The organism is Halomonas sp. A29, from assembly GCF_046723295.1.
GTDB lineage: Bacteria > Pseudomonadota > Gammaproteobacteria > Pseudomonadales > Halomonadaceae > Halomonas.
Map to the genome: position 1 here is coordinate 136139 of NZ_JAXQPR010000008.1, position 22270 is coordinate 158408.

Annotated in this window: 19 protein-coding genes; 10 read left to right on the top strand and 9 right to left on the bottom strand. The window is 62.0% G+C overall.

What is annotated here, in order from left to right; translation table 11 throughout:
* Positions 1 to 94: 94 nt before the first annotated feature.
* A complete protein-coding gene (locus tag SPH52_RS16755) occupies positions 95 to 1123 on the bottom strand; it encodes a histone deacetylase (protein WP_411796189.1) in 1029 nt (342 codons plus the stop codon).
* A 145-nt stretch (positions 1124 to 1268) separates the two neighbouring features.
* A complete protein-coding gene (locus SPH52_RS16760; RefSeq protein WP_411796190.1) occupies positions 1269 to 2168 on the bottom strand; it encodes a LysR substrate-binding domain-containing protein in 900 nt (299 codons plus the stop codon).
* A 132-nt stretch (positions 2169 to 2300) separates the two neighbouring features.
* Here SPH52_RS16760 and SPH52_RS16765 point away from each other — a divergent pair, with 132 nt between their 5' ends.
* The 4 genes from SPH52_RS16765 to SPH52_RS16780 are packed head-to-tail and all read left to right on the top strand — an operon-like array spanning position 2301 to position 6953.
* Positions 2301 to 3275, top strand: a complete 975-nt coding sequence (locus SPH52_RS16765) for a TAXI family TRAP transporter solute-binding subunit (protein ID WP_411796191.1) — start codon at positions 2301 to 2303, stop codon at positions 3273 to 3275.
* A gap of 18 nt (positions 3276 to 3293) precedes the next feature.
* Positions 3294 to 5207: a TRAP transporter permease gene (locus SPH52_RS16770; RefSeq protein ID WP_411796192.1), complete on the top strand. Its 1914-nt coding sequence runs from the start codon at positions 3294 to 3296 to the stop codon at positions 5205 to 5207.
* The gene (locus SPH52_RS16775; RefSeq protein WP_411796193.1) at positions 5204 to 6607 is read left to right on the top strand and encodes an acyclic terpene utilization AtuA family protein; all 1404 of its coding nucleotides are present in this window, start codon (positions 5204 to 5206) and stop codon (positions 6605 to 6607) included. Before SPH52_RS16770 ends, SPH52_RS16775 begins: the two co-directional genes overlap by 4 nt.
* Entirely contained in the window at positions 6594 to 6953 is a 360-nt protein-coding gene (locus SPH52_RS16780; RefSeq protein ID WP_411796194.1) for a hypothetical protein, read from the top strand. The genes SPH52_RS16775 and SPH52_RS16780 overlap by 14 nt, the downstream gene beginning before the upstream one ends.
* Before the next feature lie 84 nt (positions 6954 to 7037).
* On the opposite strand, the gene SPH52_RS16785 is transcribed toward SPH52_RS16780, so the two are convergent.
* Together SPH52_RS16785 and SPH52_RS16790 are read right to left on the bottom strand one after the other, a co-directional pair.
* Positions 7038 to 8297 (bottom strand): MFS transporter, encoded by a 1260-nt coding sequence (locus SPH52_RS16785; RefSeq protein WP_411796195.1) that lies wholly within the window; start codon positions 8295 to 8297, stop codon positions 7038 to 7040.
* A 92-nt stretch (positions 8298 to 8389) separates the two neighbouring features.
* A complete protein-coding gene (locus tag SPH52_RS16790) occupies positions 8390 to 9325 on the bottom strand; it encodes a LysR family transcriptional regulator (RefSeq protein ID WP_411796196.1) in 936 nt (311 codons plus the stop codon).
* Between the two features lie 248 nt (positions 9326 to 9573).
* Here SPH52_RS16790 and rhmD point away from each other — a divergent pair, with 248 nt between their 5' ends.
* From rhmD to aldA, 6 genes are all read left to right on the top strand, one after another.
* A complete protein-coding gene (gene rhmD, locus SPH52_RS16795; RefSeq protein ID WP_411796197.1) occupies positions 9574 to 10758 on the top strand; it encodes an L-rhamnonate dehydratase in 1185 nt (394 codons plus the stop codon).
* 76 nt (positions 10759 to 10834) lie between these two features.
* Positions 10835 to 11839 carry a TRAP transporter substrate-binding protein gene (locus SPH52_RS16800; protein ID WP_411796198.1) on the top strand — a complete coding sequence of 335 codons (1005 nt, stop codon included), beginning with the start codon at positions 10835 to 10837 and terminating at the stop codon, positions 11837 to 11839.
* A gap of 19 nt (positions 11840 to 11858) precedes the next feature.
* Entirely contained in the window at positions 11859 to 12338 is a 480-nt protein-coding gene (locus SPH52_RS16805) for a TRAP transporter small permease (protein WP_411796199.1), read from the top strand.
* Entirely contained in the window at positions 12335 to 13618 is a 1284-nt protein-coding gene (locus SPH52_RS16810) for a TRAP transporter large permease (RefSeq protein WP_411796200.1), read from the top strand. The genes SPH52_RS16805 and SPH52_RS16810 overlap by 4 nt, the downstream gene beginning before the upstream one ends.
* Before the next feature lie 23 nt (positions 13619 to 13641).
* On the top strand, positions 13642 to 14442 hold the full coding sequence (locus tag SPH52_RS16815) for an aldolase/citrate lyase family protein (RefSeq protein WP_411796201.1): 801 nt from the start codon (positions 13642 to 13644) through the stop codon (positions 14440 to 14442).
* Between the two features lie 35 nt (positions 14443 to 14477).
* A complete protein-coding gene (gene aldA / locus SPH52_RS16820; protein WP_411796202.1) occupies positions 14478 to 15914 on the top strand; it encodes an aldehyde dehydrogenase in 1437 nt (478 codons plus the stop codon).
* 93 nt (positions 15915 to 16007) lie between these two features.
* Here aldA and SPH52_RS16825 read toward each other — a convergent pair whose 3' ends face one another.
* The 5 genes from SPH52_RS16825 to SPH52_RS16845 all read right to left on the bottom strand — a co-directional run bounded on the left by SPH52_RS16825 (position 16008) and on the right by SPH52_RS16845 (position 22122).
* Positions 16008 to 16856, bottom strand: a complete 849-nt coding sequence (locus tag SPH52_RS16825; RefSeq protein WP_411796203.1) for an ABC transporter ATP-binding protein — start codon at positions 16854 to 16856, stop codon at positions 16008 to 16010.
* An 11-nt stretch (positions 16857 to 16867) separates the two neighbouring features.
* Positions 16868 to 17722, bottom strand: a complete 855-nt coding sequence (gene ntrB, locus SPH52_RS16830) for a nitrate ABC transporter permease (protein WP_411796204.1) — start codon at positions 17720 to 17722, stop codon at positions 16868 to 16870.
* A gap of 35 nt (positions 17723 to 17757) precedes the next feature.
* The gene (locus SPH52_RS16835; protein ID WP_411796205.1) at positions 17758 to 19059 is read right to left on the bottom strand and encodes a CmpA/NrtA family ABC transporter substrate-binding protein; all 1302 of its coding nucleotides are present in this window, start codon (positions 19057 to 19059) and stop codon (positions 17758 to 17760) included.
* Between the two features lie 309 nt (positions 19060 to 19368).
* Positions 19369 to 20673, bottom strand: a complete 1305-nt coding sequence (locus tag SPH52_RS16840) for a nitrate- and nitrite sensing domain-containing protein (RefSeq protein ID WP_411796206.1) — start codon at positions 20671 to 20673, stop codon at positions 19369 to 19371.
* Positions 20674 to 20769: 96 nt separating this feature from the next.
* Positions 20770 to 22122: a NarK family nitrate/nitrite MFS transporter gene (locus SPH52_RS16845; protein WP_411796207.1), complete on the bottom strand. Its 1353-nt coding sequence runs from the start codon at positions 22120 to 22122 to the stop codon at positions 20770 to 20772.
* Positions 22123 to 22270 lie beyond the last annotated feature (148 nt).

A 22270-nucleotide genomic window follows, 5' to 3' on the forward strand; every position in this document is an offset into this window, starting at 1 on the left:
TCCGTCGGGCATTGGAATAATCTCCATGGCGAAGGATAGCCTCCGCAGTGAGGATTCGCAGTCTGTTGGCGCCAGGAAACGCAGCCGTGCGCGCCTATTGCTTTGGCGAGCCGGGATCCTCGAAGATGAAAGCTTGGCGGTGGAAGGCGGCTGCCGCCTTGGCTTCGGCCACGCCGACGAGCCCAGGCGTGGGGGCCTCTTCGCCGGCCAATACTGCCAGTACCGTTCTCACGCCACGAGACAGTGAGAGCAGGTGATAGCCGCCTTCCAGCACGAAGACCAACCGACCATCGCAGTGCTTTTGGGCCAATGTCTGTAGCATGCGCGTCATGATGGCAAAGCCTTCGTAGGAGACATTGAGTGCAAGGTCGAACGGGTGGGGATCGAAGCCGGCCGAGACCAGAATCAGGTCCGGCTGGAACCAGTTCGCTGCGGGGACCAGTATCTCCTCGAAGGCCTTGAGGTAAGCCTGGTCGCCGGCTCCTGCCGGCATGGGCACATTGACGGTGGTGCCTTCCCCGAGGCCCACCCCGACATCCTCGAGATGACCGGTGCCGGGATAGAAGGGTGAGGCACGGTGGATATCGAAGAGCATCACGTCGGGGTCGGCCCAGAAGATGTCCTGGGTGCCGTTGGCGTGATGGGCGTCCCAGTCGACGATCAATACGCGCTCGCAGCCAAGCTCGGCCCTGGCATGGGCCGCTGCCACCGCCACGTTGTTGAACAGGCAGAAGCCACGGGCACGGACGGGCTCGGCGTGATGTCCAGGTGGCCGCACCAGGGCGAAGGCGCTCTGGGTTCGCCCCTCGATGACGGCTTCCACTGCGGCGATGGTGGTGCCGGCGGCCACTTCTGCCGCCTCGACGCTCCCGGGAGAAACGGCGGTGGTATCGACGTCGAGCCAGGCGTTCTGGCCGCGCAGGTCGTAGACGTGATCCAGATAGGAGCTGGTATGGACCCGCCCCAGCTGCTCGCGGGTAGCTGCCTTTCCCGTTTCGAAGGCAACGCCGGGTACCGGTTCGAGTTCCAGCAAGTGATGGATGGCGGTCAGTCGTCCGGCATGCTCCGGATAGACCCAGGGAACCTTGAGTGCCGAGAGCAGCTCGCGCACACGTTGGTCCATTCTTCCCGGAAGGAAAGGTGCCTCGGAATCAGGCTGGTGAGATAAAACTCGTTCGTCATAAAAGGCGATCACGCTATTGGGTTCGGCCACGTGCTGCTCCTGGGCTGGGTCAAGGTTCATTTCCAGCATAGCGCCTATAACGGGGCTAGCGGCTTGAATCCAAAGTTGCCTCCTGAATCAGCATACGTAGCGCCGCAGCAGCAGCCGAGAGCGGATGGCGATGGCGTATGACGATGCCCAGCGGGCGCTCGACGTCGGGTGTCGTCAATGGCCGGTAGTCGATGCCGTCGGTAGCGATCTGGCGAAAGCTGAGCCGCGGCAGCACGCTGATGCCCAGCCCCGCGGCCACCATACGGCCCACGGTGGCGATCTGGCTGGCGTCGCAGAGGATCTCCAACGGCGCACCCACCTCGGCCATGATGCGGTCGATGTCCTGGCGTGAGCTGGAGAGACGGTTGATGCCGATGAATGGATGACCGGCCAGCTGCGCCCACTTCACGCTTTGCTGTTCGAGCAGCGGATGCCCAATGGGGCAGACCGCCACGTAGCGATCCACCAGCACCGGCTCGAAGGTGAGTTCCTCGGTATCGTGCGGTGCCACCGACAGGCCCAGGTCAGCGCGGCCCTCGCGCACCATCTGGCTGACCTGCTCGGCGAGTACGTCGTGCAGGCTCAGGTTGATGCGCGGGTAGCGGGCGTGAAAGGTGGCGATGATGCCCGGCAGCAGCCCCGCCGCCAGGGTGGGCAGGGCGGCCACGGTGACCTTGCCGCGCTGCTTGGAGAAGCGTTCCTCGAGGTCCTCGAAGGCTTCGGACCAGTCGTTGAGCAGGCGTACCGCCACAGGCAGGAAGGCTTCGCCCTCGGGGGTCAGGCTGAGCTGGCGCGTGGTGCGCGAGAACAGTGCTCCGCCAACCGTCTCCTCCAGCTTGCGCAGGGTGATGGAGATCGCCGGCTGGGAGAGATGTATGCGCTCGCTGGCTTCGGCCAGGCTGCTCGATTGTGCCACGGCAACGAAGGCACGCAGCTGCTTGATGCTCGGTTTCATTTATAAAGTAAAACACAAGTTAAAAACTATTCAATATACAAAACATAGGAGCCGCACCATGCTGACTGCGTGGGGCTACCCACGTGCAACACGACAACAACAAGCCCGCATGCCGGGCCCAAGGAGCCACTCATGAAGCCAACGCTGAAGACCCTGCTGGCGGCCGTCGCCGGCGCCACCTTTCTTACCGCAGGCATGGCGCAAGCCAACGAGCGCCTGCTGATCGGTTCGACTTCCAGTTCGTCGAGCCACTACGGCTACTTCGTCGCCGTCAACCAGATCATCAACAGCCAGGTCGAGGGGGTGAGCGCCTCGGTGGCCGAAACCGGCGCCACCGTCGACAACCTGCGCCGCCTTGGTCGCAACCAGATCGACATGGGGCTGGTCACCACCAACACCGGCTACCACGCCTATGCCGGCCAGGAGGACTTCGACGGTCGCCCGGTCGACAGCCGCCTGCTGTGGGTCTATACCGTGGCACCCCAGAACGTGGTGATGCGCCAGGATGCCGGTGTCTCCACCCTGGAGGAACTCGAGGGCGTGCGCTTCAATCCCGGTATCACCGGCTCGGCCACCGAGAAGACCACCGAGGCGGTCATGCGTACCCTCGGCATCTCGCCCGATTACGTACGCGGCTCGACCACCGATATCGTCGATGCCATGAAGGATGGCCGGGTGATGGGCTCCGCCAAGTCGGGGGTTGGCAACAAGCTCGACGGTTCGACCATGGATATCGCCACCTTCACGCCGATCAGCGTGATCTCGCTTACCGACGAACAGGCGGATACGCTGCGTGCGGAAATGCCCGACGTGGCCATCGTCGACGTGCCCGAGGGGGCCGGCGAGGGTATCCCGGCCTATACCACCTGGGCCTTCGGCGTTGCCGTGCACGCCCACCCGGACCTCGACGAAGAGACCGCTTATCAGATCGTCAAGGCGGTGATGGAAAACCCTGAGCCACAGGCCAACGCCTTCTCGGCGGTGCGCGACGAGGACCTGGCGCAGATGACCCTGGAGGTCGGCACTGTACCGCTACACGCCGGTGCGGCGCGTTACTTCGAGGAGCAGGGGCTGGAGATTCCCGAGGCCCTGCGGCCCGTCGAGTAACGCCAGGAGGCGATTGTCATGCGCGAGAACCTGACCAAGCTGCTGGCCCTCGCACTGGGTGGGCTGATCCTCTACACCTCGGCGACCGGCCCCTTCGAGAGCCTGATCCAGCGGGCCATCTTTCTCGCGTTGGTGATCCTGCTGGGGCTGGCGCTCTATCCGCTGGGCGCGGACAAGCGCTGGCGGCCGCTGGGGCTTGGCGTCGATCTGGCGCTTGCCGTCGGCACGCTGCTGGCCTGCGGCTACGTGGCGATGAACCATGAGCGCATTCTCGTCGAGCTGCCCTGGGCCACGCCGCGGGACATGCTCTTCACCGGCATGCTGGTGGTGACGGTGCTGGAGCTTTCGCGGCGCGCCATCGGCGTGATCTTCCCGCTATTGGTGCTGGCGGGGCTGGCCTATGCCTGGCTAGGGGCAGCGATACCCGGGCCGCTGGGCCACCGCGGCTTCGACCTCTACTACATCACCGAGACGCTCTACCTAGGCGACTTGGGTGTGTGGGGCATGCTGGTCGGGGTGGCGGCTACCACCATCGCCGCCTTCGTACTGTTCGGCTGCCTGCTGCTGCACACCGGCGGCGGCCAAACCTTCATGGACCTGGCGCTGCGCATCAGCGGCCGCTCGCCGGGCGGTGCCGCCAAGGTGGCCACCGTGGCTTCAGGGCTGTTCGGCATGGTCAGCGGCAGTGCGGTGGCCAACGTGGCCACCACCGGCAACTTCACCATCCCGATGATGAAGCGGCTCAAGTACCCGGCGCCCTTCGCCTCAGGGGTGGAGGCGGTGGCTTCCACCGGTGGCCAGATCGCCCCGCCGATCCTCGGCGCGGCGGCCTTTATCATGGCTGAGATCCTTGGCGAGAGTTACCTGCGCATCGCGCTCGCCGCGCTGTTGCCGGCCATCCTGTTCTATCTCGGCGTATTCCTGACCATTCACCTGGTGGCACGGCGGCGCAACCTGCAGGTGGTGCCCGATGACGAGCTGCCGAGCTGGCCCGAGGTGCTGCGCCCGGAGCGTATCATTCCGATCCTGGCGGCGCTGGGTGGGCTCTTCTACGGCGTGCTGTCGGGGCGCTCGATCCAGATGGCGGCCTTCTACGGCATCCTGATGACGGTGCTTACCTTCGTGCCCTTCGCCCTGCTGGCGCGCCGGCCGCTGCGTGAGATCGCCGGCAAGCTGCTCGCGGGGCTGATCGATGCCGGCAAGGGCATGGTGATCATCGGCGTGCTGCTGGCCGGGGCGCAGATGCTGGTGGCGATGATCGGCATGACCGGCATCGGTGTGACCCTGGCCAGCCTGATCGTCAACGTGGGGGGCCAGTCGCTGTTCCTGGTGGCCTTCATCGTCGGTGGCGTGTGCCTGATCCTGGGCATGGGCATTCCCACCACGGCGGCCTACGTGCTGGTGGCCTCGGTGCTGGCACCGGCACTCACCACCATCGGCGTCGAACCGCTGATCGCTCACCTGTTCGTGTTCTACTTCGCCACGCTCTCCGTCATCACGCCGCCGGTGTGCGTGGCGGTATTCGTTGCGGCGGGTATCGCCGGCACCAACTGGCTGCCGGCGGCCGGCGAGGCCGTGCGCCTGGCCGCGGCGATCTACGTGATTCCCTTCCTGTTGCTGATCTATCCGGCCCTGGCCGGCTTCGGCAGTGCCCTGGACATCCTTCTGGCCAGCTCCCAGGGCGTGGTATTCGTGCTCGCCTTCGCCTCGCTGATGTCGCGGGTGGCGATCACCGGCAACCGGTTGCTGGACGTGGCCGGGCTCGTGCTGGTGGTGGGCCTGGCGCTCATCCCCGGCTGGCTGACGACGGCAGGCGCGCTGCTGGTGCTGGTGGCACTTTACGCCCGCCGCCGCCAGTGCCTGGCCGCGGAGTCATCCCGCGAAAAGACGCCGAGCGCCCGAGGCATACCGGCCAAGGAGACCCACTCATGACCTTCCTGTTGGGCAGCGGGGCCGGCTTCTCCGGCGATCGCACCGATGCGGCCATTTCGGTAGTGGCAGAGCTGATCCGTCGCGGCCAGCCCGCAGCCTTGCTCTTCGAGACCCTGGGCGAGCGCACCCTGGCGGCGGCCCATCGCGCCATGCGCGACGACCCTGCGGCGGGCTACGAGCCGTTGCTGGAAGAAATGCTCACGCCGATACTCGACGACTGCCTGCGCCACGGGATTACCATTCTGGGTAATTTCGGTGCGGCCAACCCTGATGGCGCCTGTGGCGTGGTGGCCGAGCTGGCCGCCCGCAGCGAGCGGGGTGGGGCGAGAATCGGCCGGATACACGGCGATGACATCCGTGCGCGCCTGGGCGAGATTGACCTCGAGCGCTGGGAGGCGGAGAGCCGCGAGCTGCCCGGCGAAGAGGCTCTGATCTCGGCCAACGTCTACCTCGGCGCAGCGCCCCTGGTCGAGGCGCTCGAGCTCGGCGCCGAGGTGGTGGTCACGGGCCGTGTTGCCGATCCTGCGCTGTTCCTGGCCCCGCTGGTGCACCATTTCGGCTGGGCCTGGGACGACTGGGACCGCCTGGCCGCGGGCATGATGGCCGGCCATCTGGGGGAATGCGGTGCCCAGGTCACGGGCGGCTACTTCGCCGACCCCGGCTGCAAGGAGGTGCCGGGCCTGGCGCGGATCGGCTATCCGATCATCGAGGTGGAGGAGAACGGCAGCCTGGTGGTGACCAAGCCCGCTGGCACCGGCGGCATGGTCACCGAGCGCACGGTCAAGGAGCAGCTGCTCTACGAGGTGCACGATCCGGCCAACTACCTGACGCCCGACGTGGTGGTGGATCTTTCCTCCGTGCGGGTGGAGGAGCTCGGCCACGATCGCGTGGCGGTGACCGGTATCCGTGGCAAGCCCGCCCCGCAGCGGCTCAAGACTACCGTCTGCTACGAGGGCGGCTGGCAGGGCGAGGCGGAGATCTCCTACGCCGGGCCCAATGCCCTGGCCAGGGCCCGGCTCGCCGCCGAGGTGTTGCGCGAGCGGCTGACCTTTCGCGCGCCGCCGGAGCTGCGTTCGCGGCTGGATATCGTCGGTCACGCCAGCGTGTTCGACAGTGATGCCGGCGATTTGCAGCGTACGGTATCTGCCAGTGCCAGCGGCGACTATCGCCTGCGGCTCGCTGCGGAGCATGCCGAGCGACGCTGGGTGGAGCGCGCCACCCAGGAGCTGCTGGCACTCTACTGTGCCGGCCCGGCTGGCGGTGGCGGCGTACGTCGCCAGTTTCAGCGGCGGGTATGCACGGCTTCCTATCTGGTCAAACGCAGCGACGTGAAAAGCTGCGCCACGCTGTTCGATACGAATCCGGCTAACGAGAGGAGGGTGGCCGATGTCACTCGCTGAAACTAGCGTAGCTGCAGGCCCGATCGATGGGCGCGAGGTGCCGTTGCATCGCTTGGCCCATGCTCGTGCCGGTGACAAGGGCGATCGGCTCAACCTGGCGCTGTTTGCCTACGACCCACGCCACTACGAGACGCTGGTGGAACAGGTCACCGAGGCGCGAGTGCTGGCGCTGTTTTCCCATCGCGGGGCGAGCCGCGTGCGCCGCTACCTGATGCCTGGCCTTGCCGGCATGAACCTGGTGATTGACGACGTGCTGGAGGGCGGGGTCAACGGCGCGCTGAACCTGGACGGCCACGGCAAGACGCTCTCCTTCCTGCTGCTGGGCATGGGCATCGAGGTAAAGTAGGCGTGGGAGCAGTGAGGCGCCGCCATCCTGGGTGACGCCTCCTTGTCTATTGATTCCATATACTCCACCACGCGTCGTTGGCGATCAGCGCGAGGCGTCATCGAAGCGGTCGACTTGGCGCAGGCTAGGGAACAGACGCATCCAGGCGCCGACCACCGCGAGGGTTCCGAGGCCACCGATTACCGCCGCTGGCACCACGCCTAGCCAGGCTGCCATGCTCCCGGCACGGAACTCACCGAGTTCGTTGGATGAGCCGATAAACAGCATATTGACGGCGTTGATCCGGCCGCGCATCTCGTCCGGGGTGGCCAGTTGGATCACCGTCATGCGCACATAGACGCTGATCATGTCGGCTGCGCCAGCGACCAGCATGGCGACCAGCGACACCCAGAACAGCGTCGAGAAGGCGAACACCAAGTTGGCAACGCCGAATATCGCCACTGCGATGAACATCACCAGCCCGGCATGACGCTTGATACCGCGCACGCCGAGATATATCCCCATCAGCAGCGCGCCCACGGCGATGGCACTGCGTAGCGCACCGAGCCCCTCGGGGCCGACGTGGAGTACCTCCTGGGCGTAGATGGGCAGCAGTGCAACCACCCCGCCCAGCAGCACCGCAAACAGGTCCAGCGAGATGGCGCCGAGGATGATCGGCTGGCGGCGGATATAGCCGATGCCGGCGGTAAAGCGCCGCCAGGCGGTGGCCTCCAGGGAGGTGGCAGCCTCGCTGAAGCGAATCGGCACTGGCAGCAGCGAGATCAGGGCAATCGCGAAGCAACCAAGGCAGGTGGCGTAAGCGAGGCTGCCGCCGCCCACTGCATAGAGGATCCCGCCTAGCAGCGGGCCACCTATCACGGCGACCTTCATGATCGCGCTGTTCAGGGCGATGGCCGGAGCGAGCTGGGCGCGTGGCACGATATTGGGCAGCAGGCTCTGCAGCGCCGGGCCGGTGAAGGCGCGGGCGCAGCCAAATAGCGCGAGCACGGTGTAGTAGGCGCCGACCCGCTCGCTGGCGGTCAGCGCCAGGCCGAGCAACAGGGCACTGCACAGCGCCTGTACCGTCCAGCTCAGCTGCAGGATGCGCTTGCGCGGAAAGCGGTCGACCAGGTCGCCGGCGGGCAGCAACAACAGCACCATGGGCAGGAACTGCGCCAGGCCAACATAGGCCAGCGACATCGGATCGCGGGTCATGGCATAAACCTGCCAGGCCACGACCACCGCTTGAATCTGCATGGCAAACACCGCAGCCAGGCGAGATAGCAGGAAACTCACAAAGCCGTGTTGACGATGCAGGGCGACCAGATCGTCGGCTGGGGAATCAGCGGCGTGGGCAGAGCTCATGGCGTGTCCGGCAGCGAATCGAAGCCTCGATTCTAGTGATTCCTAAAGGGATATTCACTCGGCTAATTAATAAATGGCTAACGATATGTGCATCAGCGCCATTCGGCGGCATTGCGTCTGAGGATGTCACAGAAGCCAGTCACCGGTTCACCGTAGAGGGTGTCCTTTCGCGTCAGCAGCCCAAAGGGTGACAGCGTGCGCCCGAGCAGTAGCGGTAGCCTTTCGATCAGGCCGGTTTGCAGATGGTCGCGCAGCACAGTCTCGGCCATGACCAGTAAAGCGTCGCTCTGCTGCACCAACTGCAATGCGGCGAAGATCGAGCCGCACTCGATGATATCGCGGGGCGAGACCAGCCCCTCCATCTCGAACTCCTTCTCCAGCGCCTGTCGGGCTGGCGTCGCCATGGGCTGGAGGATCCATGGCCAGGCCTCCAGCAGCTGCTCCAGCGGCGGCAGCCCGGTGGTGCAGAGCGGGTGGCCGCGGCGCACCACGGTGACCATGGTCTCGTTGCCCAGCGGCTCGAAGTCGAACTGGTTGTGTTGCACCGAGGTGGCATAACGGGCGATGGCGATGTCCACCTTGTCCTGCTCGAGCAATTCCACCAGTTGATCGCTGGTCTCGCCCATCAGCCGGATCTGCAGCAGCGGACGCTGGCGCTTCAACTCGATGATCGATTGGGCGACCAGGTCTGGTGCCGCCCCCATGATGGCGCCGACAGTCAACTGGCCGCGCCCACCGAGCTGGTAGCGATGCACCTCCTCGGCGCAGCGATCAAGGCGGGTCAGGGAATTGTCGGCGAAGTCGATCAGCATCTCGCCGAGTGGGGTGGGGTGCATGCCGCGGGCGGTGCGTTCGAACAGCTGGCAGCCGAAGACCTTCTCTATCTCGCTGAGCATGCGTGTCGCTGCCGGCTGCGACATATGCATGGCCGCAGCGGTCTGGTGCAGATTTCGACGCGAGCCTAGTGTCGAAATCATCAGCAGATGTTTATAGCGCAACCGGCCGATCAGCCCAGAATAGCCATCCATCGCAACAACTCCCGCTTATCTCGATACCTTGTCATTATGGAGACGACAAGGCATCAAGGTGTGAGACATTAGTCTAATCTCGCATATCGCCATAGATACCGGCACTTTGCTCCATGCCAGGTATCAAGCGGGGTTTGATTTCTTGATACCTTAAAGGTATCAGGAGCAGCGTGATTCTCATTGGTCGCTCACGCCGCCCTTGCGTAGAACTTCCTCATCAACGTCGTATTGTCCGACAAGAGGAAGCCATGATCGAAGTGACCATCACCCAGGTGCGCGCCTATACCGTCCGCGGCGGCGGCGCCGACTACCACGATCAAACCGAGGGGCACTGGATAGATGCGCAGATTGCCACGCCGATGAGTAAGTACCCTGAGTACCGCATGACTCGGCGCAGCTTCGGGCTCAATGTGCTTGGTACCTTGGTGGTGGAAGTCGAAGCCAGCGACGGCACCGTGGGTTTCGCGGTAACCACCGGTGGCGAGATCGGTGCCTGGATCGTCGAGAAACACCTGGCGCGCTTCATCGAAGGTAAGTGTGTCACCGAGATCGAGAAGATCTGGGATCAGATGTTCAATGCCACCCTCTATTACGGCCGCAAGGGGGTGGTGATCAATACCATCTCCTGTGTCGATCTGGCGTTGTGGGATCTGCTGGGGAAGGTGCGCGAGGAGCCGGTTCACCAACTGCTGGGTGGCCCGGTACGCGATGAACTGATCTTCTACGCCACCGGTGCGCGTCCCGACCTGGCCAAGCAGATGGGCTTTATCGGCGGCAAGATGCCGCTGGCCCATGGCCCGGCCGAGGGCGATGAGGGACTCGAGCGTAACCTGGCGCACTTAGCTGAGATGCGCCGTGCGGTGGGCGATGACTTCTGGCTGATGTACGACTGCTGGATGAGCCTCGACCTCAATTACGCTACCCGGCTGGCTCACGGCGCGCAGGAGTTCGGCCTGAAATGGATCGAGGAGGCGCTGCCGCCGGATGACTACTGGGGCTATGCCCAGCTCAAGCGCGATGTTCCCAAAGGCATGTTGGTCAATACCGGCGAGCACGAAGCCACCCGCTGGGGGTTCCGGCTGCTGATGGAGATGGAGTGCTGCGATGTGATTCAGCCCGACGTTGGATGGTGTGGTGGTATTACCGAGCTGATCAAGATCTCGGCCTTGGCCGATGCCCACAACAAGCTGGTGGTGCCTCACGGATCTTCCGTCTATAGCTACCATTTCGTGATTACCCGCCATAACAGCCCCTTCGCCGAGTTCCTGATGATGGCGCCCAAGGCGGATGAGGTGGTGCCGATGTTCAATCCTCTGCTGCTCGATGAGCCGGTACCGAAGAACGGTCGCATGGCAGCCTCCGCGCTGGGTAAGCCCGGCTTCGGGGTGCGGTTGAATCCGGAGTGTGATCTTTCTAGGCCGTACCAACATTGAGTATTAGTCTGGACACGCAATGACCTTTCTTTAGTAAGAAGGGGCATCAAACGTTGGAAGAATGAGAGAAACTATAATGAAACCAAATAAAGTTGTACGCAAAGCAATGTTTATGGCAACTGCTAGTGGTATCGTGGGACTGGTCTCCATGATGTCGGTCAGCAGTGCTTTTGCTGTCATTAAAATCAATTTTGCACATCACCTCCCTGCGGAATCAGAGCAGCATATGGCTGCCGAGCGGTTCCGTGACTTAGTGGCCGAATATAGTAATGGCGAAGTGCAGGTGCAAATTCTCCCCTCAGGGCAGATGGGAGGGCAAAGAGAGATCATAGAATCTGTAGAGCTCGGCACATTAGAGATGGGCTATGGAGAGTCTGGTCTTTATGCCAACTATGTGCCTGGGTTCGGGCTGCTGACGTTGCCCTTCCTTTATCGCGACACTGAACATTGGGAACAAGTCGTGACAGGTGAGATTGGTGATAGGCTGATTGAGCAGCTGGTCGACACATCAGGTGTCAGGCCGCTCAACTGGATCCTGGCAGGCTATCGCGATACCTATCTGGTGAATGACACAATAGAGAGCCCGGACGACTTCAAGAACTTGAAGATTCGTGTTCCAGAGTCGCCAGTTTTCGTCGGCACATTCTCTGCACTTGGGGCACAACCGACACCGGTTCCGATGCCTGATGTCTATACGGCTATGCAAACAGGGTTGGTTGATGCAATGGAAGGCACTCCGGAGGTTGGCTATACCTTCCGAATCTATGAGGTGGCTGAATCGCTTTCCAAAACGCGCCACATTCTATTTGATGGTAGCTTTGCCATCAATGAGAATTTCTATAACAACCTTTCTGATAGCAATCGTGAAGCAGTAACACGTGCAGCTCAGGAAGCAGCTGAAATGCAGCGAGGCGAGTGGGCTGAGCGCGAGCAGTCATGGCTCGATAAATTGACCGAAGAAGGCATCGCCATCATTGAAGTTGATCCTGAACCTTTCCAAGATGCTTTGGCAAGTTTTCGTGAGAAGTTTGCGGCCGATATCGGTGCTGTAGAGCTGCTAGAGTCTATTGACCAACAATGATTCTAGAAGGAGAGTGCAAATGCGTCATTATCTAGATCATGCATTTGCCATCTTGGGAGCCATGATCGTCGCCATATTTGCGACGATCATGGTTTTGATCTTCCTTCAGGTGATAAACAGGTTCTTTCTAGGGCTGCCACTTTTCTGGACAGAGGAAGTGGTCAGGATGCTTCTAGTTTGGCTGGTGCTGATGGGAACCCCTGTGGTGGTTTATAAATGCGATGAAATCAAGGTTGAACTTTTTCAGTTCAGACGTGTGCGCTTCGAGATGGTGAGGCGTACAGTTGTATCGACTCTGTCGATCATCTTCTGTCTCTTCTTGGCATACTGGGGGTACCTGTTCATGGAGCGCGCAATGGGAGCTATGCAGCCATCACTGGGGATTTCAAGAGCTTGGCTGTACGCCCCTATTCCCCTAGGCAGTGTGCTTACGATCATTGCCTTCATTGTTCGTCGTGATGAAGTAAGGGGGCCTTTGGACATAGAGGAAGTCGTATGATCGTTGCCTTGATGTTTGGGTTGTTCACGGCTTTTCTTGCTTTGGGCGTACCTATTGCCTTTGCCATGGGACTTAGCGCTGTCACCGTCTTGATCATTGATGGGGGAGTGCCGCTTTTGGTGCTTCCCCAGCGCTTCTTTAGCTCCTTGGATAGTTTTCCTTTGCTTGCAATACCATTATATATATTTGCTGGAAACTTGATGAATTATGGAGGTATAACTTCGGCTATTGTCGGCTTTTCCCGCTCTCTGGTAGGGCATATCCGTGGCGGGCTCGGCCAGGTCAATATCATGACTAGTGTGCTGTTCTCGGGTATATCCGGCTCGGCATCGGCAGACGTTGCTGCTGTGGGTGGAATGATGCTTCCAGCCATGAAGAAGGAAGGATACAAGCCGGAGTGGTCAGTAGTCATCACCGCGGCATCGGCAATATTGGGACCAATAATTCCGCCGAGTTTGCTGATGGTAATCTATGGTGCCATGACGGGACTGTCGATTGGCACACTTTTTCTGGCTGGCATCGTACCCGGACTTTTCTTGGCTGTCATTATGATGGTTTTGGTATATTGGAAAGCCGATGAAATAGGGGCTCCTCGTCATTCACGTGCTAGCCTATCAGAAACCGGAAAAGTGTTCTTGAAGGCAGCGCCAGCTTTGGTTATGCCTGTGATAATCGTTGGCGGTATACAGAGCGGGTTGTTCACTCCCACGGAAGCCGGAATCGTGGCTGTCGCCTATGGTCTTGGTTTCGGCTTGCTTTCTCACCGTCTGAATATCAGGAAGACCTATCGTTTTGCCTTGCAGTCTGCGGTGACCTCTGCAAGCATCCTGATTATTCTTGGTAGTGCGGCTTTATTTAGCTGGATTATCGCGCGTCAGGGAGTGCCCGCGGCGCTGGCCGCCTGGCTGGCCAGTGTGACCAGCGAGCCGGCTATCATTCTACTTCTGATCGTGCTGGCACTCATCCTGGTTGGAATGTTCGTCGAAACGATCTCGGCACTTATCCTGATGGTGCCGATCTTGACTCCCATTGCGCAAATGTTCGGCTTCGACATGATTCATTTCTCGGTCGTAGTGATCATCGCGTTATTGCTAGGTTCGCTGACACCTCCCGTTGCCTTGATAATCTTGCTGGGATGCAAGATAGCCGAGGTTGATTATATGAAAACCATGCGCCCGCTTGTTCCATTTTTCATGGTTCTGATAATCGGCTTGCTGTGCATCATGTATGTGCCACTGATTACGCTTGGATTGCCTGAGCTGTTGGGGGCTTTTGACTAACACTTATCTGACAGGACTCGGTTATGACAATGCCTAAGAACGCATTCAAGGCAGCACTTCATGAAGATGACACCCAGTACGGCCTGTGGGCCGGTTTCGGAACCGGCTATGCGGCCGAGATTGCCGCTACCACCGGCTTCGACTGGATGCTGATCGATGGCGAGCACGCTCCCAACACGCTACCGACCATTCTCGCCCAGCTCCAGGCAGTGGCGCCCTATGCCACTGCTCCGGTGGTGCGTAGCGTCAACCAGGATCCGGCATTGATCAAACAACTACTCGATATCGGTGCCCAGACCTTGATGGTGCCGATGGTCGAGAGTGCCGAGCAGGCTGCGGCCCTGGTGCGTGCGATGCGCTATCCGCCGCACGGCATCCGCGGGGTTGGGGGGGGCTTAGTGCGTGCCACTCGCTGGGACGGAGTGGACGACTACCTAACCCGCGCTCATGAGGAGCTTTGCCTGGTCGTTCAGGTTGAGTCGCCCAAGGGGATCGACAATGTCGAGGCGATCGCTGCCACCGCAGGCGTCGATGCGGTCTTCATTGGGCCCGCGGATCTCTCGATGGGCATGGGGCATCCCGGTAACCCGGGGCAACCCGAGGTTCAGGCTGCCATCGAGCATGCCATCGCGGCGATTCAGGCCGCCGGCAAGCCGGTGGGCATCCTCGCTCCGCGGGAAGCCGATGCACGCCGCTACCAGGCCCTAGGCTGCCAGTTTATCGCCGTGGGCATCGATATCAGCCTGCTACGCCAGGGGGCGCTGGAGACCATCGCCCGCTACAAGGGCGGGTCATCCGGCGCGTCGCCCTCGACCACCTACTGACATCCTTCACTGCATAGCGACAAGGGAGACAGAGCATGAGCCAGCCCACTACTTATCAGAACTACATCGACGGTGCGTTCGAGTCTACCCGCGACCACCTCGAGGTGTTCAACCCTGCCACCCAGGCGCTGCTATCCCGAGTGCCCGCCTCAGGAGGCGAGGAGGTCGAGCGCGCCTTGGCGGCGGCACGCCGCGCCCAGAAGGGCTGGGCGGCGACCCCCGCCGTAGAGCGGGCGGTTTTCCTGCACCGGCTGGCCGACACCCTGCGTGACAACGTGGCGCTACTGGCCAGGATCATTACCCAGGAGCAGGGCAAGATCAGCAGTCTGGCCGAGGTGGAGGTCAACTTCACTGCCGATTATCTGGACTATATGGCCGAATGGGGCCGCCGGATCGAAGGCGAGATCATCGAGAGCGATCGCGCCGGGGAAAACATCTTCCTGTTTCGCAAGCCCCTAGGTGTAGTGGCCGGCATCCTGCCGTGGAATTTCCCGTTCTTCCTCATCGCCCGCAAGATGGCGCCAGCGCTGGTGACCGGCAATACCATCGTTATCAAGCCCAGCGAGGAGACCCCCAACAACTGCTTCGAGTTTGCTCGGCTGCTGGACAGCTTAGGCTTGCCGAAGGGCGTTTTCAACGTGGTTAGCGGCACCGGTGCAGCGGCTGGCAGTGCTCTGACGTCGAGCCCTGAAGTAGACATGATCAGTTTCACCGGCAGTGTCCATACCGGTTCGCGAATCATGGCCAGTGCCGCTGACAACATCACCAAGCTCAACCTGGAGCTGGGGGGCAAGGCGCCGGCCATTGTGCTGGATGACGCCGACCTCGATCTGGCAGTCAACGCCATCCGCGGCTCGCGCATCATCAACACCGGCCAGGTTTGTAACTGCGCCGAGCGGGTCTATGTCCAGCGCGGCGTGGCCGATGAGTTCATCGCGCGCATGGCGAAGGCGATGAGCGCCACGTGTTTTGGCGACCCGCTGGCTGATGCCGAGGTCGAGATGGGCCCGCTGATCAACCGTGCCGGCCTCGACAAGGTGGCACGTATGGTCAAGACCGCTCGGGGGGAGGGCGCAGAGCTGATTACTGGTGGCGAAATTGCCGACCTGGGTACCGGCTATCACTACCAGCCTACCGTGCTTGCCGGCTGTCGCCAGACAATGGAGATCATGCAGCAGGAGATCTTCGGACCGGTACTGCCGATTCAGATCATCGACGATCTGGAGGAAGGCATCGTGCTGGCAAACGACTGCGAGTACGGTCTCACGTCCTCAATTTATACCCGCAGCCTCAGGAGCGCCATGCAAGCCTGTCGCGAACTCGACTTCGGCGAGACCTATATCAATCGCGAGAACTTCGAAGCGATGCAGGGGTTCCATGCCGGGGTGCGGAAGTCGGGCATCGGCGGTGCCGATGGCAAGCATGGGCTCTACGAGTACACCCATAGCCATGTGGTGTATTTGAAGGCTTAACCACCAGGAGATGTAGAGAGTTTGATGCTGCCAAACGACCTACCGCCACATACGGGTGGCGGTAGGTCGAAGGTTGCTTGCAGCAAGCGAGGGTCAGGCTTGAGCCCTGGCAGCGGCGGCGATGGCGGGCTTGTCGCGCCGCTGGGCCAGGCTCTCCACCTTGCGCTGCTTCTCGTAGAGAAAGCGCAGTACCTCCTGGCGGTAGTGGTTGTAGCGCGGGTCGTCGGCCAGGGCGATGCGGTCGCGGGGGCGCGGCAGGTCGATATCGAGGATCTCGCCGATGCGCGCCGAGGGGCCGTTGGTCATCATCACGATGCGATCCGAGAGCAGCACCGCTTCGTCCACGTCGTGGGTGATCATGATCATGGTGTTGCCCAGTTCGTCCTGGATACGCATCACCTCCTCCTGCAGGTGAGCGCGGGTGAGGGCATCGAGCGCACCGAAGGGTTCGTCGAGCAGCAGCACCTTGGGCTCCATGGCGAGTGCGCGGGCGATACCCACGCGCTGTTTCATGCCGCCGGAGATCTCCGCAGGGCGCTTGGCCAGCGCATGGCCCATGCCCACCATTTCCAGGTTCTTGACGATCCACTCGTGGCGCTCGGCCTTGTTCTTGGTGCGGGCGCAGGTCTTGTTCACCGCCAGGGCCACGTTCTCGTAGACGGTGAGCCAGGGCAGCAGCGAGTGGTTCTGGAACACCACGCTGCGGTCGGGCCCCGGCGAGTTGACCTCCTTGCCGTCGAGGATCACCGCGCCGGAAGTGGACTCGATGAGACCGGCGACGATGTTGAGCAGCGTGGACTTGCCGCAGCCGGAGTGGCCGATGATGGAGATGTACTCGCCGCGCTCCACGGCGAGGTCGATGCCCTTGAGAACCTGGCTTTCCACGCCTTTGCCGTGAAAGCTCATGTCGACGTTCTCGATGCTCAGATAGCGATTGGTCATGTTCTTTCTCCTCAGCCTTGGGCGGTGCCGCGGGTCACGCGATTGCCGATGAAGGCAACCAGGCGGTCGAGGGCGAAGCCGACGATGCCGACGTAGATCAGCGCCAGCACGATGTCGCTGATCATCGAGGCGTTCCAGGCGTCCCAGATGAAGAAGCCTATACCCACGCCGCCGATCAGCATCTCGGCGGCGACGATGGCCAGCCACGACAGGCCCACCCCAATGCGCAGGCCCGAGAAGATATAGGGTGCGGCGGCGGGCAGCATGATACGGGTGAAGTACTCCATGCCGTTGAGGCGCAGCACCCGGGCCACGTTGCGGTAGTCCTCGGGGATGTTACGTATTCCCACTGAGGTGTTGATGATGATCGGCCAGATCGCGGTGATGAAGATCACGAAGATGGCCGACGGGTTGCTGTCCTGGAACCCGGCCAGGGAGATCGGCAGCCAGGCCAACGGCGGTACGGTGCGCAGTACCTGGAACACCGGGTCGAGGCCGCGCATGGCCCAGGTCGATTGACCGACCAGCACGCCCAGGCCGATGCCCGCGACGACTGCCAGGGAGTAGCCATAAGCCACTCGTTCCAGGCTGGCGAGTATCTGCCAGGCCATGCCCACGTCGTTGCCGCCATAGTCGTAGAAGGGATTGACGATCAGGTCCCAGGTGTCACGCAGTACCTGGGAGGGAGCCGGCAGTGCAGCCCCTGGAACCGAGCAGAGAATCTCCCAAAGGGCGCCCAGCAGGGCGATGATCAGCACCGGTGGCAGCACCTTGTTAACCACCAGGTGCTGTACTTGCTGAACGCTGGGAACCCAGCCGGCTGGCGCCGACTTGGTCAGGGTGTTGCTGCGTTGCACTGTGTTCATGACGTTGTCTCCTGCATGTTCGATACGCCGGCACCTCAGGCGAGCCGCTTGATCTCGTGGCTGTCGAGATAGGCCTGGGGATCTTCGGGATCGAAGGTCTTGCCGTCGAAGAACGTTTCGACGCCGCGTGAGGTGGAGTCGGGGATGTCGGCGGAATCTATGCCCAGGGCAGCAGCTGCCTCGCGCCACAGATCTTCGCGATTGACCTGTTCGATCAGTGCCTGGCTGTCGAAGTCCTGCGGCAGGTAGCCCCAGCGCTTGTTCTCGGTGAGGAACCAGAGGTCATGGCTCTTGAACGGGTAGGAGGCGTGACGCTGCCAGTAGCGCATCATCTGGGGGTGGTCCTCGATCACCAGGCCGGTGCCGTAATCGAAGTTGCCCTGGATACGATCGATCAGATCGGCGTAGGGGGCGTGGATCCAGCGTCGGCGCGAGCAGATCTGGGCCATCTCTTCACGGTTGGCAGGGTCCTCGCACCACATCTGCGCTTCCATGATCGCCATCAGCAGCGCCTTGGTGGCGTTGGGATTGGCCTCGACATAGTCGGAGCGCATGGCGAAGGCCTTCTCGGGGTGGTCGTTCCACAGCTCGCCGGTGGTGTTGGCGGTGTAGCCGATACCCTGGTTGATCAACTGGTGGTTCCACGGCTCGCAGACGCAGAAGGTTTCCATGCTGCCGACACGCATGTTGGCCACCATTTGCGCCGGTGGCACGACGATGGTGGAGATGTCCCGGTTGGGATCGATGCCACCCGCGGCCATCCAGTAGCGAATCCACATGTCATGGGTGCCGCCGGGGAAGGTCATGGCGGCGTTGACGGCATCGCCGTTGGCGCGCTTGGCAGCGATTGCCTGGGCAAACTCGCTGGTGTCGAGGCGCACTTCGAGGTCGGCATGCTCGCGGCCCACCGAGATGCACTGACCGTTGAGGTTGAGCCGTGCCAGGATGCTCATGGGAACCGGCACGTTGTTGGACGTCATTGCGCCGCTGGAGATCAGGTAGGGCATGGGCGTGAGAATGTGGGCGCCATCGATGCCGTTGCGCTGCGAGCCGAGTACGAGGTTGTCGCGAGTGGTGCCCCAGGAGGATTGCTTGAGTACCTCCACGTCGGTCATGCCGTGGGCGGCGAAGAAGCCTTTCTCCACGGCAACGAACAGCGGCGCGGCATCGGTCAGGGCGATGAAGCCGAGCTTGGCCGAGGTGGTTTCCGGCTTGCTGCTGGCCAGTGCCCAACCAGCCGGCAGGCTACTCAGCAGGGCGGTGCTGCCGACGAGGCTGGCTGTTTGCTTGAGAAAACGACGGCGGTCGAGAGTATGGCCCTTGCGATTCTTGTTCATTGGAATGGCTCCCAGTAGGAAGGATCTGGCGACGAAAACGGCGCCTGCCCGGATTCGCATGACTTCGTCACGGGAACCTGGGCAGACGCCGTTGTCTGGTCCGAGTACTGCTTGGAAGCGCTGAACCGTCGTTGACTCAGCGGACGCTTAGGCTTTGCAGCTTGGGTGCCATGGAGCCATTGTTTTCAAGTTTACAAATATTAATCAATAGCTTGTGAATCAGTAAATGATATTTGTCAATAACACTGATTTGACACAAAGCGTCACAAAGGTGCGTGGCAATTGTGCATTGCACCATTGCCGCTCTCGCTAGCCGGTAGCATGGTCCCGCTTTTTTTCTCCTGGGAGCGGTTGCAGGATATCGGCGAGCCCCAATACGGTTTGAGCGATCTCGGCCATGCTCTTGCTCTGGTCCATGGCCATCTTGCGCAGGAAGGCGTAGGCCTGCTCCTCCGTTATCTGCTGATGGGCCATGATCAGTCCCTTGGCGCGTTCGATCAGCTTGCGCTCGCGCAGCGCCCGGCGGGTGTTTTCCAGCTCGTCGCTCAGGGCCTCAAGGCGGCCGGCCTGGGCGCGCATCAGTTCCACCAGCGAGCGGTTCAGCGACGAACCGACGACCCTGGCGGTGACTTCGCCCAGCTCATGGGTGGCGCTGCCATCGAACAGTTCCACGAGCTGCTGACAAACCGCCGGTGAAGCGTCACTCAGCTCACGGCGCAGGTCGTCGTGATGCGTCAGGCTGCGGCGCGCGTCGAGGGTCTTGGCCAGGCACAGGTTCGACAGCTCGCCGATCAGGAAGGCTTCCACCCGCTGAATGGCGTCGATGCGCAGGGTCGTCAATTCGTACCAGGTTTCGCCCAGGGGACTGGCGCTCTTGGGCAGCGCCGTGATGCCACAGGCCATTTCGCGCAGCTGCTGGATGCCGGCCAGGGTGCGGCTGGGCATCTCGCGCTGCCAGTGTTGTCGCCCCTCCTCGGTGGTGAATTCGAGACAGGTATCGAAGCAGCGCTGCTGGGCGTCGATCAGGTGGAGCAGCAATTGGCAATGAGCGTCGTCGAAGCCGCCGGAAGTAAAGCCGTAGGCGCCGCAGGCACGCTCTTGTCCGGCCAGCTCCTTGCCCTGCATCAGATGGAATATCGCCACCAGGGCCAGGGTGACTTCGGGGTCACCGGCCGTATCGGCGACTTCGAACACCACCGAAAGCAGAGCGCTCACCAGCTGGTTGAAGGCCTGGGTGGCGTCGTCGGGACTGGTCTGGAGTGCCTCGATGTCGCTGCGCAGTGCTTCCAGGCCGTCGAGGGCGTGCCAGACGTAGGCGATGCGCCTGAGTAGGCGGGCAGTGGTGGCGGGGCGCCCGGCGGTATCTCCCAGGGCGTCGAGGCGCACGCGCAAGGCCTGCTCGGTCGCCATGCACTCGTCGATGCGCTCGTGACGCCGCTCGGCGAAGCGCTGACCCTGTGATGCCAGGTAGACGTTCGAAGCGCCGCGCTCCTTCTGCAGGGCATGAACGAAGCGGCTGACGTCGCCGACGATATCGCAGGCCGCGGTGAGGTGTTCGAGGTCGTCTATTTCACAGCGCTTGGCTGTCAGTAGCAGGCGTTCGGCAGGCGTCATGGTTCACCTCTTGCTCACACGAGGGCCGCCGCCCTGTGGGGGCGGCGGCCGGGTAGCGGGCGAAGCCCGGCAATCAGGCTGCCGGGCAACAGGGAATCAGCGCAGCGACAGCGCGCCTGCCCCGGTATCCTCTCCCACGGCATCTCGATAGGCCTTGGCTTCCGCGGTTTCCACTTCGTCGGAGAAGCGCACCAGCAGCGCGCAGGAAGCCAGTACCAGCACGACCAGGCCGAGATAGAACAGCCCTTGTTGATAGGTGATGGCTTCGCTGCGGAACAGGAAGGCGGCGGCTACGGCGCCGACATTGCCGCCGGCACCGACGATGCCGGCCACTGCGCCTAGGGCCTTCTTGTTGATGAACGGCACCACACCATAGGTAGCGCCTTCGGCCATCTGCACGAACAGGCTGAACACCAGCATGATGCCGATGGCGTACGACAGCACGTGCATCTGCGAGAAGGCCACCAGGGCGATGCCTTCGCAGATCAGCGCGATGAACAGCCAGCGAACGCGTCCCTTGAGGCCACCGTTACGCGCGAACAGATCGGAGAAGACGCCACCCAGGGTGCGGGCGAAGACGTTCATCAGCCCGAACAGGCCGGCGATCATACCGGCGGTGGCCAGCGTCAGGTCGAACTTGTCGAAGAAGTAGATGGCGGCGATGTTGTTGATGGTCAGCTCGACGCCGAAGCAGATGGCATAGACCACGAACAGAGCCCAGACGCGGATGTCCTTGGCTGCGGCAAGGAAGCTCTTGCCGGCACTGTTCTCGCCGGTGGCTTCCGGCAGTTCGCCGCGTGCGCGCAGCTCACTGAAGTTGCCGTTCGGCGCATCCTGGGTGAACAGCCAGTAGCCGATGCCGGTGATGAACATCACCACGCCCGGCACCACCATGGCCAGCCGCCAGCCCAGGGTTTCACTGACGCCGAGCATCAGCAGGCCGGAGAAAATGAGCGGCATCACGATCTGGGTCGTGCCGCCGCCCAGGTTGCCCCAGCCGGCGCTGGTGGCGTTGGCCGTGCCCACCACGTTGGGGGCGAACATCATGGTGGTGTGGTACTGGGTAATGACGAAGGAGGCGCCGATGGCACCGATCGCCAGGCGGGCCAGCAGGAAGGTCTCGAAGCTGTTGGCGAAGCCGATGCTCATCACCGGGATCGAGCCGAGCAGCAGCAGGCCGGTGTAGGTCTTGCGCGGGCCGAGTCGATCGCACAGCACGCCGATCAGCAGCCTCACGATCACGGTGATCAAGACCGAGGCGATGATGGTATTGCCGATCTGGGTTTGGGTCAGCGACAGGTCTTCGCGTACCACCGCCATCAGCGGGGCGATGCCGAACCAGCCGAAGAAGCAGATGTGGAAAGCGAACCAGGAGAAGTGAAAGGCGCGCATCTGTGGTGTGCGCAGGCTCAGGAGGCGAATGCGGTTCGCCTTGTTGAGAATTTCCATGGGCTGTGACCTCGTACGGATTGTCGATACATGAGTTCGCCCTTCTCCGTTGAAGGTCAGGTCTGACGCACTCGTACTTCCCTTGGAAGCCTGGTCCACGCCTACCCGGCAATTTGATGTATATCAAGCAACCTGTTTGCCATACTTT